Source organism: Flavobacterium sp. LC2016-23 (assembly GCF_009674775.1).
Lineage (GTDB): Bacteria > Bacteroidota > Bacteroidia > Flavobacteriales > Flavobacteriaceae > Flavobacterium.
Genome location: NZ_WKKE01000009.1, coordinates 1 through 12,453, shown reverse-complemented (window position 1 = coordinate 12,453; position 12,453 = coordinate 1). Strand labels below are relative to the sequence as shown.

Here is a 12,453-nt window from a genome sequence, read left to right as displayed (position 1 = left end):
AATAAACCAATTAAATTAAATTATTATATATATTAGACATTTAATTGTTTTTCATCGACGACTAACCGCTTTTTAACAAAAAGAAACTAAATTTCATTAAAAAATCAATTCCGCTGAGCATCGATTTTAAAATAGATAGTATAAATTTGCACCATCTTAAATAATTTGCTTTGAAGCTTTTTCATTCTATAAACGATTTTCGGTCCACCAAGAAAACTATTTTAACTCTTGGCACCTTTGATGGTGTACATATTGGTCATAAAAAAATTCTGGAGCGAATTACGCAAAACACTGAAAACGGCAAATACGAAAGTCTGGTTCTTACTTTTTTCCCGCACCCCAGAATGGTCCTTCAGGAAAAATCAGAAATTAAACTTTTAAATACGATTTCCGAAAAAACAAAACTCCTCGAACAAACCGGAATTGAAAACCTTGTCATTCATCCGTTTAACGAAAGTTTTTCAAGATTAACGGCCGAAGAATTTGTGCATTCTATTTTGGTGGATCAGTTTCATATTCAGAAAATAATTATTGGTCATGATCATCGTTTTGGCAGAAACAGAACGGCTGATATTAATGATTTAATTGCTTTTGGAAAAGAATACGGATTTGAGGTGGAGCAAATTTCAGCTGAAGAGATTCAGGATGTTTCTGTAAGTTCCACTAAAATCAGAAAAGCCTTAGATGAGGGAAACATTTCTTTGGCAAATAATTATCTGGGATATGCTTATTTCCTGAACGGTGAAGTGGTAAAAGGAAAACAACTCGGCAGAACTATAGGTTTTCCGACAGCCAACATTCATATTGAAGAAGACTATAAAAAAATTCCAAAAAAGGGCGTTTACGTTGTTCAGACCCTGATTAACGGAACAAAAGTTTTCGGCATGATGAATATTGGTTACAATCCAACTGTAAACGGAGAAAAGCAAACCATAGAAGTACATCTTTTTGATTTTGATGCTGATATTTACGGGCAGAAAATTGAAATTTCTTTACTGAACTATCTTCGTGAAGAGCAAAAATTCGGATCCGTAGAACTGCTGAAAGCACAATTAAATCAGGATAAAAAAACGGCGCTGGCATTTATTGGCCAGCTTTAGAAAACTCCACAGCGTACTTTTTGGTATTTTTAAATCATCGTAGTTATTTTTTTAGTAAATTTGATATACAGCACTGTTTGTCAATCGTTTACTATTAACTTCTTTAAAAATAACCATTATGAAACTACCTAAAGAAATCACCAACGGTTTTTTAATATTCCTTGGAATTGGCATTTATTTTTTACTGATGAATGTATTGGGGCTTGCCGATTTATTTTATCTGCGTACCCTTAATGTATTTTTTATATTTTATGGCGTAAATAAAACCATGCGAATGAACCTTCATGAAGGCGAAACCAATTTTGTTTCCAATGCCGTTTCTGCAATGGCCACTTCTGTAGTAGGTGTGGCACTGAGTGTTTTCGGATTACTGGTTTACAGTTATGCCAGAGGTGGTGATGCGTATGTAAAAACACTATCGTCGACTTTTATGTTTGGAGGAGATCCTTCTGTGCCAACCTATTGCATCTGCCTGCTGTTTGAAGGAATAGCTTCATCGGTAATTGTCACTTTGATGATGATGTTGTATTGGAATAATAAATATGTCGCAGATTAATTTTTCAAAATAAAATTAAAGAATTTAGCACTCTAAAATCATAAAAAAATGTAATTCTATGATTTTAGAGTGTTTCTTTTTTGAAAAAACGTGCTAAATATTCATTTACAGAATACATCATTGGTGGATTAGAACAATTTAACTACTTTTGAAGCATCAAAAAAATGTATTAATGAGCATTACAAAACACAACTGGACAAAAGACGAAATAATCGCCATATATAATAAACCTATGATGGACCTGCTTTATGAAGCAGCAACGATTCACAGAGAAAAACACGATCCGAACGTAGTACAGGTTTCTACGCTGTTATCGATAAAAACAGGAGGATGTCCTGAAGATTGCGGCTATTGTCCACAAGCTGCACGATACAACACAGGTGTTGAAGGAAATGATTTAATGAGTGTAAGTCAGGTAAAAGCGCAGGCTTTGCGTGCTAAATCAAGCGGATCCTCACGCGTTTGTATGGGAGCTGCGTGGAGAAACGTAAAAGACGGAGAAGAATTCGATCAGGTTTTAGAGATGGTGCGTACCATCAATAAACTGGACATGGAAGTTTGCTGTACTTTGGGAATGATTACCGAAAACCAGGCACAGCGTTTGGCAGAAGCGGGCTTATATGCATACAATCACAATTTAGATACTTCTGAAGATTATTATAAAGATGTCATTTCGACACGTGCTTTCGAAGACCGTTTAGAAACAATTGAAAACGTTCGTAAAACCAATGTTACGGTTTGCAGCGGAGGAATTATCGGAATGGGAGAAAGTATCGAAGACAGGGCAGGAATGCTTGTGGCACTTTCGACCTTAAATCCTCAACCGGAATCAGTGCCTATTAATGCATTGGTTGCCGTTGAAGGAACTCCTATGGAAGATGAAAAACCGGTTGAAATCTGGGAAATGATCCGTATGGTCGCTACGACAAGAATTGTGATGCCGGAAACACAGGTTCGTTTATCTGCCGGAAGAACCAATATGAGCCGCGAAGGACAGGCCATGTGCTTTTTTGCAGGAGCCAATTCTATTTTTGCAGGAGACAAATTACTTACTACTCCTAACCCGGATGTACAGGAAGACATGAAAATGTTTGAGTTGTTAGGATTGAATCCGCAGAAACCATTTACTAAGGTTTCACAGCCCAAAACGGTTGAAGCAGCAGATTCTCAATTCGCTCCGTTAGGTGAAAAACCAAAATGGTCAAGACCCGGACATTCGATTGAAAGAAATCTTGAAGCTTCGATCAAAGCAAAAAATTAATCAAAAGAGTTAATAAATCTCAATAAATATTTTTAAATTGCTTATAACACAGCGTTATAAGCAATTTTTTTATTTAAAGAGATGAAGTTAAAACAAATCGAAAGGGTAAAAAAAATCTCCAAAACTGATTTTATTTCCCAATATGTCAAAAAGCAAATTCCAGTTGTTATTGAAGAGCTGACCGAAGACTGGCCGGCTTATCATAAATGGAAATTATCCTATATAAAAGAAATCGCAGGTAATACAATCGTTCCCTTATACGATAACAGACCCGTAAATCATAAGGATGGCTTTAATGAGGCTCATACCAAAATGAAAATGAGCGATTACATTGATCTTCTGGAACAAAGACCAACCAATTACCGTATTTTTCTTTATAATTTAATGAAGCAGGTTCCTACCTTGAATGAGGACTTTTTATGGCCGGATATCGGCTTAAAATTAGTCCGCCAAATGCCCATGTTGTTTTTTGGAGGACAGGATTCGAAAGTCTTTATGCATTATGATATTGATTATTCCAATATTTTGCATTTTCATTTTCATGGAGAGAAACAATGTATGTTGTTTGCACCGGAACAGTCAAAGTATATGTACAAAGTCCCCCATGCTTTGATCTCGAGGGAAGACATTGATTTTGACAATCCTGATTACGAAAAATGGCCGGCACTTAAAAATGCAGAAGGGTATATTACCAATCTCAAGCATGGTGAAATGTTATACATGCCGGAAGGGTATTGGCATTACATGAAATATCTGACACCCGGATTTTCGATGAGCCTGCGTTCTTTTCCAAAAAACATCTCCAATTTATCAAAAGCATTTTACAATGTTTTCATTATGCGCCATTTCGATATTGTGATGCGGAAATTCAAAGGTCAGAAATGGATTGATTATAAAAATGAAAAAGCAATCCGGAATACACATGAGAATTTGCAAAAGACTTTTTAAATAAAAGGCAGTTATACCTCATGGTAAACTGCCTTTTTTATTAGACTATTTTTAAAATCTAAAAGATAACTTTCTGAGTGGATGTAATGTTATCTGTTAATTTAACCTTCACCAACAGCACCTGATGCTGCGATCTTAAATTTACAATTTGAAAGGCCGGATCATTAAGCTCTGTCTTTCTGTAAATAAGGTTCCCGGTTAGATCATAAATCAGAATCTCGTTAATTGTTTTCTCACGGGCGTAAATGCTGATTACTTTATCTTTCGTACTGATAACAATTTCTTTTCCGGAGTTTTCAAATTCATCTATTCCTAAAGAAGTATTGGTGTATCGTAATATAAAGCGATTATCAAAAGTTCCTATTCCGCTAGAAAACGTATAATTACTATCCCTTAAATTATGTACCAGTCCCGTTACTTTATCTTCGATGTAGACAGCCTGATTTTCCAAATCCCCGTCTGAATCATCTATCCCAATAGTAAAATCACTTACAATAGCAGAACGATATCCTAAAGGAACTACATCTTTATCTGAAAAAGGTAATGCGCGTCCCTGAATAACATATTTGTAAGTACCGTTTATACTATAAAAATCAAGAAACGGATTGGCATCAAGGGTTATTCCGTCGAATCTGTTGTCGTTACCATTTGTAGCTTCTTCTATATAACCTACCAGCAATTGCTTAAATGCCCCTCCTTCGTTTGTCATATTAAGCCATAAACGATGTCTTTCCAAATCTGCTTTCTTTGCAGTGTTTGTTGTTTTAAAGAATTGACTATTATCAGCACCTCCTAATCTCATCGTATTCTTAAAAGTTGGCGTACCTGAACTAATAGTTTTTGCAAAAAAAGATTGTCCTGAAGCAATTTCACCAGTTGGTTTTACCCCCGCATCTGTTGCCGGATTATCCGTATGTCCCGGAGAGCTTTTTGCAGATGTCCCTATACCTCCGGTTGTATTATAACTGGCATAATCATTGTCGCTATATTGATATTGGGCCGCTGTTCCCACAGGAGTGTTGTGATTCCATAAAAAGATGGTTCCGTCTAAAAATAAGTTTTCATTCAAAAACAAATCTGCATCCAAAGCAGAAGGATATGGATTCCCGATTAAATATAACTTATCAGCATCCATATTTTCACCAGACAACGTCCCATTGTTCGGAACACCTGTAAAAGAAGCCGTGTAATCTTGTCCTACTGAATTTGAATACGTTTGTGGTCCGCGAATAATATAACCTTTCCCCACAACCATCGTGGTATTTCCCGGAGTCGTAACCCAATTTGTTCCATTATAACCAAAATATTTATCAAACAAAGTTAAAGGTGATACGTCAACTAATTTTTGCGGGCTTACCGGTGTCGACCAATATACATAATCCCCCCAAAGAATTTGTTTTGCTGTTCGTTTATAGGTGATCGTACCGGAATTTATACCCGGATTATTATTGATCTGAATTAAGCTTGCATTATTTTCAAATATTAATTCGGTTCCCACGGCAGGATCAACAATTAAAGCATTGTTTATCGTCAAAGTATTTAGGGCCGCGACTGTTATTTTTATTCCCGGATTCACGATACAGGTACAACTGTTTAAATCTCCCGTAATAGTATAATTATCTGCAAAAACAACGTTTTGATTTATTGTTGGTGTTCCGTTTGACCATCCTCCAAGGGTAGTGTAAGTATTAGTTATAAGCGGATTTATAGTAATATTAGATAAAGGTGGTGAAACACAACTACCCGCATACTGAACGGTAAAGTTATAGGTTCCGGCAGCAAGGCCTGTAATAACATAAGTTGTTGGATCAGGACCACTGCCTCCCATATAAGTGTTTGGAAAAGTACCTGTTTGTGTGATCGTATAATTGTTTATATTAGGTAATCCTGTTAAAACTATTGTACCCGTTTGTACCGCACACGTCGGCTGAGTAACTCCGGAATTAATCGGAGCAGTCGGTATTGGATTAATCGAAATTGTTGCTGAACCACCAGTAAACGCAGCACTTCGCACACAACTATTTGCTCCTGTAACTGAAACTAAACTATAGGTTGTTGAAGCAATGACCGGAGTTGTAAAAGTTGCAAAAGGAGTACCGCTTGTGACATTTGTTGCCGTACGGTCGGTTCCGCCGTTTTCTTTGTAGACTATGACATAAGGACCTGTACCAGCAGTTGCCGTAAAGGTCAGTTGTCCTGCTCCTGTGGCACAAAATGGCCCGTTCGCAGTCAGGCTTCCCTGCGGTAACGGATTTACCGTTATCGTGGCAGAACCTCCGGTAAACGCAGCACTTCGGACACAACTATTTGCTCCAGTAACTGAAACTAAAGTATAAGTTGTTGAAGCAATTACCGGAGTTGTAAAAGTTGCAAAAGGAGTACCGCTTGTGACATTTGTTGCCGTTTGGTCAGCTCCGCCATTTTCTTTGTACACTATGGTGTAAGGGCCTGTTCCGGCTGTCGCTGTAAAAGTCAGTTGTCCTGCTCCTGTAGCACAAAATGGCCCGTTCGCCGTCAGGCTTCCCTGCGGTAGCGGATTTACCGTTATCGTTACAGCGGAAGAATGTGCGGAAGAACATGGCCCATTTTGAACTACAGCTCTGAACCGAGTTGTAACAGTTAAAGGGCCAGAAGTATAAGTTGCAGCTGTGTTAGGAATATTTGTCCAGGTTGAAAATGGACTAACTGATGATTCCCAATTTAAGATTGTTCCAGTATAATCACTTAAGGTCAACAAACCGCTCGTTGCCCCGGAACAAATGGGTGAGGTACCTGTTACAGATCCCCCATCTGTCGTTTCAAAAACAGTCAAATTAGCGACATTGTTTGACCCTATTGTCGAGGTACATTCCCCTGACGCCAGATTTGTAACCGTAATAGTACGTGATCCTGCAGAAGTTAAGCCTACTGCTGTAAAAGTACCTGTTCCGGCCACAGCAACGTTTAAAGTTGCCGTAAGCCCAGTGCCAGCCGGACTACTGCGGTTATACGTTACGGTATAAGTCCCTACGGGTAAAGAAGCAGCACTTCCTGTTAGTGTAACCAAAGAGGTTCCGGCTGAAGTACAAGCATTTGCTGCTGAAACTCCGGTAATACTGTAAGTCGGACACGTATAGTCAATTTTAACCTGTCCGGGAGCACCCGCACCTCCGGCCAGTGGTCCCGTTGTACCTGCGGTCATAGCACCACCGCCACCGCCACCGGGGCCGGTTCCATTATTACCTACACTATTTACACCTAAAACTACACTAGCAATAGCAGCTCCTCCCGCTCCACCTCCAGGTGCACCACCAGTTCCACCTTTACCGGATGAGAACAAAAGACTCAGCAGTGAAGTTCCTCCAGGATCACCGTTACCTCCCGAAGTCTTTGTACCGGGATTACCAAATGATGCAGAAGCCTGACCTCCCGTACCGCCAGCTGGTGTGCCTCCTGCAGTATTTGCTGTACCACCTGATCCTCCAACTGCTAAAATTACAGATTCAAAACCGGTAATTGTTGAGTTGCCTCCATTTGCACCGTTACCAGTTGTACCGGCTGTTTGTGCCCCTACGACTACATTTATATTGGTATTGGTTAGAGCCGAAACTGATATCGCAGCTGTTGCGTATGCACCACCGCCACCACCGGCTCCTCCTCTTCCAAAACCAGATCCGGGAACACTTGAACCTCCTCCGGCACCTCCGGCGCCCCATGCCTCAACAGTCATCGTACTTAAACCCGGAGGTACGAATACCGAAGTATTAGTTGTATAGGTATGTGATATGGTCTGCGCTACTGAAGAGGCAAAAACAAATAAAAAAAGAAAAGAAAGTTTTGTCTTAAAAAACGGAATTTCTAAATAATGCAAATTAGCTTCAGAAGAACAATGCATTGAAAACGGAAACAGAAAAGATGGTAATTTTTTTTTCATCAGACTAGTTTTTAAGTTAAAAGAAAAATAAAAACCAAACACTGGGGGAAGTCTGGTAACATTAAATTTTAAATACCATAAAAAATAAGAGGACTAAAAAATGCATCTTATCATAAAAATACTAAAATGCCGGTTTTCTTTAGTGGTATTTAAAATAGCAATCTACATTTTGGCAGATAAAAAGAGAAACAAAATGTACCTCCTGGCTTATAATTGTGTGAGTTGGACAAGCATTACAACAAGGTACGATTTTATTTACAGGCAAATTAAATGTTTCCAATTAAAATGTAAGATTTTAACACTAATACATTTTATGTACACCTGAAAAAGAGCCGTTTAGCCCATAAAGCTTACGTTTATCGACGAAATGCATTTTGAAGTGGATTAAAATTTTAATCCTAAAAACACGATATTTTTCAATTTCAAACATAAAAACAATGATATTTTAACATTTAGAAAGAAGTTAAAAACCATCTCCTTTACAGAAAATGAGTGTTTTTGGATAGGAAAGACAGTACTCTTACTTATGGCAAAACAATTTTTCGGGTTGCCTTATAATTATTTTCTAAAGTGATTTTCAACAGCAAAATTTGTTTGCTCACTTGTAAGTTTGGTAACTGAAATTCTAAATCACTAATTGTTTTTTTAGTGTAAATCAACTTACCGGAAATATCGAAAACATCAATTTCCTGAATTTTTTCTTTTGTTGAATGCACTTGTACTGACCGGCCTTTTTCTGTAATCAAAATGCTGTCTTCAGGTTTTAACAAACTTCTGCTTTCTAAACTCTTATCCTCATATCGTATTATAAAACGTTCGTTAAAAGTGCCTTTGGAAGTTTTAAATAAGTAGGGACTATCCTTTAAATTATGGATTACTTTCAGTGTTTTATCTTCGATATAAACATTCAAATTTTTATATAGTCCGTCAAGGTGATCTATTCTAATAGTAAAATCTCCTTCCAGATTTGTATTATAGCCCAATGAAACAGAATCTGATATCGCAAAAGGCATATCTGAGCCTTGAATTACAAGATTTCTCTTTTCAAGAATACTATAAAAATCAACATACTTATTCCCGTTAAGTGATTCAGCATTATAACCATCAGCATCCGCTGTCAAATCAGAAGATCTCCGGATATAGCCCATCAAAATTTGTTTAAAAGCACCTTTCGTATTCTCAAGATTTAACCAAATACGATGTTTTTCGATTTCTGATTTTTGCGTGTTTTTATTGTTTGTATCCGACTTAAAAAAAATTGAGTTCCTGCCAGTAATGCGCATACTATTATGAAAGGCAACGGTTCCGGTATTTTTACTAACGGCAAAAAATGCCTGCCCGGAAGCAATTGTTCCGTCTGGTATTGTTTCATTTATTCCCGAAGATAATGCGGCTCTTGTCCCGACACCTCCCAGCAAATTGTAAACCGCATAGTCATCTGAAGCATATTGATAGTTCGCAATTGGAGTATTGTGTGTCCAGAAATAAAGAGTTCCCCTAATGCTTTCGGTATTTTTTTCTAAAAATAAATCTGCATTAATAGCGGATGGATAGGGATTTCCAATTAAATTAAAAGTATCCGTATCTCCCAAACCTAAACTAATTTTTCCATTATTGGGAATCCCTTTAAACAGGGCATCAAACCTGGAAGCGTATATTGGAGAGAAATGCTGCGGACCACGAATAATATACGCTTTACCCAAAATCATAGGGTTTGACGGATTTTCTAAATTCCAATCTTTCAACTGATAATTATAGGAGAAAAATTTATCTTTCAATGTATTTGGAGAAACATCGATCAACTTTTGATTTGTTACCGGAGAAGACCAATAAGTATAATCAAATTGTAAAACAGGAGATGATTTTCTTATTACCTGTACGATTCCATCATTTACAATTTCATCATCCTCCTGATACAAACTAGCAGTATCATCTAAAATCAAAGTTCCGGAACCGGTATAATCGAATTCAATTTTTAAAGTATTTCCACTTAGAAGTGTGACTGTTTTTCCTTCAGTAATGGCACAAGTACAGCTATTAGCCGTTGTTAAATTTGAATAGTCTTCTGTAAAAGTAACTTCTTTTGTTCCCGACGGAAAGCCATTAGACCATGAAATACCATCCCAAACTGTCTTTTCAAGGCAAATCTTTAAGCGTGCAATTCTATGTTTGGACAATCCGGAAACAGAATTGAAATCTCCTCCAATCATCAGTTTGTGATCAGATGTAAAAGTCATCGTGTGCAATTTATTGTTTAAAGCAGCCTGAAAACTGCTATCCCATTCTCCTGTTTTTAACAGCCTAATAAGCCTTGGGGAGGATTTCGTTTTATATGTCCCCGAAAAAGTCCCGCCTAACAAAATACGATCATCGGGCTGTACGAGAATAGCCAAAACATCCCCTTTACTAAAGCCTGCCCCGGAATCAAAAGTAGTATCTAACTCTCCATCTGGATTCAATCTGAGAATTCGTTTTTGAGGAATACCATTGTATGTCAGAAAAGATCCTCCAACGATTATTTTCTGATCTGATTGTAAAGCCATTACGTATACATTTTTATCAAAACCTGTTCCCGTGTTGAAACTGGAATCTATACTTCCATCACTATTGAGACGCACTAAACCGGGAGACAGAGTACCATTAAAAGAAGTAAATCGGCCTCCAACCAGAATTTTTCCATCGTGTTGAATGAGGATTGCGTCAATAATCGCATTCGCGCCAAAACCAACATTAAAACTGGCATCTGGCAAACCATCTGGCAGCAATCTGACTATTTTGTTCGCTGGTATACTATTATACAAACTGAAGTTACCGGCCACGATAATCTTTTGATCCGTCTGAATTGCCATCGCATATACCTGATTATTAAATCCTGAACCGAAATTGAATGTTGTATCAACTGCACCATCGGGTAAAATTCGTGCAATTCTGTTACAAGTCAATTCGTTGTATTTTGTAAAATTTCCGGCAAAAACAATTTTACCATCGCTTTGCAGAACAGCTGTTTTTATAACATTATTTGCACCTGAATGCTCCAAATTAAAAGTCTCATCCAATGTACCATTTTCCAAAAGCCTTGCTATTCTTGAACTAGTTTTTCCATTGAATTTATTGAAATTTCCAAATACCATTGTCTTTTTATTTTCTAATGCCAGAACTTTTAAAACAGAATTATTAAAACCAATCCCTGCTGCTAAATAAGCGGTATCATATTCTCCATCAGCAGTAATTTTAGCCAGTCTACCCTGATTTACTCCATCAAAAACAGAGAAAGAACCTCCAATATACCAAGATCCTTCCGCATTATTTTCTAAAGCCAAAACAGAAGAAGAGGCAGGTCCTGATCCTGTATAAAAATCACTTTTCAGAGTTCCGTCGTGATTTAAAAAAAACAATCTATTGACTTCAGTATTGTCATAAAAACCATTAAAGGATCCACCAACTGCAATCGTACCGGAAGCATCAATTTTAATAACCTGAACAGCATCTTTACTTAAACCTGAACCTGAAAGAAAATTGGCATCAGGGCTTCCGTCCTGATTTAACCGAATAATTCTATTGGCCATAACCTCGTTATAAGCCGTAAATTTTCCACCCACGATAATTTTGCCATCAGGCTGTACTGCTATTGCGTTTACATCATCATTAAAAGCTGCTCCGATATTAAAACTCTCATCAACTCCCCCATCAGGATACAGGCGGACAATTCTGTTTGTTGCCATCCCATTAAAAGCAGTAAAATTTCCAGCCAGAAGAATTTTATCATCATCTAATATTTCAGCATTTGTAATAGTCACAGAAGAACCCGTTCCTGTGCTAAAAGAAGTATCCAGTGCTCCGTTCGGTAAAATACGTGCAATTCTGTTTACGGTAACATTATTGTATTTTGTAAAGCTGCCCACAAGAATAATTTTTCCGTCAGTCTGCGGACAGATTTTATAAATGATTCCGTTTGTTGCTCCAATTGCCGTATTGAATGATGGATCATGTGAACCATCAGTATTCAAACGAATTAGTCTTCCTGAACTTATGCCGTTATAAGCTGTAAAACTTCCTCCAATTATAATTTTCCTGTCCGGCTGAACATAACAAGTGTAAACCTTTCCGTTTAAACCTGTTCCTGTATCAAAACTCTCATCAATTGAACCGTCTGTATTGAGACGTGTCAAATAAGGCGATGGCATTCCGTTTAAAGTCAGATAATCCCCTCCAACAAGGAGCTTTTTATCCCATTGTAAAAATAAGGTTCTTACCATATTATCAAATCCATCACCAATTACGCCATCGTCGGTGGTATTAAATGTACGGTCTGCTTTTCCCTGTTGTCCGTATAATTCTGTTCTATTGAGGAAACAGATTACCATTATTAAAAAGAATATTTTTGTTCTCAAAGTCAAATATGTTTAATTAATAATTATAAGATTTTTACTGCAATTTAATAGTCTTATTTACATCTTGCAATACCAACTTCAGGGGATATTTACTATCATTAAAGGAGAAGAAAAAGCATAAAAAAAACCATTCGCCGCGGCAAATGGTTTTTTTATGGAGTAAACAAATTGTTTCTGTTTTATTGAAATATAACTTTCTTAGTAGCCGTATGATCATTGTCTAAAGTAACTTTTACCAGTAAGACCTGATTGGATGACTGCAGATTTGCTATTTGCAACTCTGT

At 37.3% G+C, this 12,453-nt stretch carries 6 protein-coding genes; 4 read left to right on the top strand and 2 right to left on the bottom strand.

What is annotated here, in order from left to right; all coding sequences use genetic code 11:
- The first annotated feature begins 170 nt into the window (after positions 1 to 170).
- From GJU43_RS09015 to GJU43_RS09000, 4 genes are all read left to right on the top strand, one after another.
- Entirely contained in the window at positions 171 to 1,100 is a 930-nt protein-coding gene (locus GJU43_RS09015; protein WP_154340443.1) for a bifunctional riboflavin kinase/FAD synthetase, read from the top strand.
- A 118-nt stretch (positions 1,101 to 1,218) separates the two neighbouring features.
- Positions 1,219 to 1,656 (top strand): hypothetical protein, encoded by a 438-nt coding sequence (locus GJU43_RS09010; protein ID WP_154340442.1) that lies wholly within the window; start codon positions 1,219 to 1,221, stop codon positions 1,654 to 1,656.
- Positions 1,657 to 1,828: 172 nt separating this feature from the next.
- Complete coding sequence (gene bioB / locus GJU43_RS09005) at positions 1,829 to 2,917, top strand: biotin synthase BioB (RefSeq protein ID WP_154340441.1); 1,089 nt, start codon at positions 1,829 to 1,831, stop codon at positions 2,915 to 2,917.
- An 81-nt stretch (positions 2,918 to 2,998) separates the two neighbouring features.
- Complete coding sequence (locus tag GJU43_RS09000; RefSeq protein ID WP_154340440.1) at positions 2,999 to 3,865, top strand: cupin-like domain-containing protein; 867 nt, start codon at positions 2,999 to 3,001, stop codon at positions 3,863 to 3,865.
- 58 nt (positions 3,866 to 3,923) lie between these two features.
- Here GJU43_RS09000 and GJU43_RS23205 read toward each other — a convergent pair whose 3' ends face one another.
- Together GJU43_RS23205 and GJU43_RS08990 are read right to left on the bottom strand one after the other, a co-directional pair.
- Positions 3,924 to 7,778: a T9SS sorting signal type C domain-containing protein gene (locus GJU43_RS23205; protein WP_154340439.1), complete on the bottom strand. Its 3,855-nt coding sequence runs from the start codon at positions 7,776 to 7,778 to the stop codon at positions 3,924 to 3,926.
- 524 nt (positions 7,779 to 8,302) lie between these two features.
- The gene (locus GJU43_RS08990) at positions 8,303 to 12,142 is read right to left on the bottom strand and encodes a T9SS sorting signal type C domain-containing protein (RefSeq protein WP_154340438.1); all 3,840 of its coding nucleotides are present in this window, start codon (positions 12,140 to 12,142) and stop codon (positions 8,303 to 8,305) included.
- Between the last annotated feature and the right edge of the window lie 311 nt (positions 12,143 to 12,453).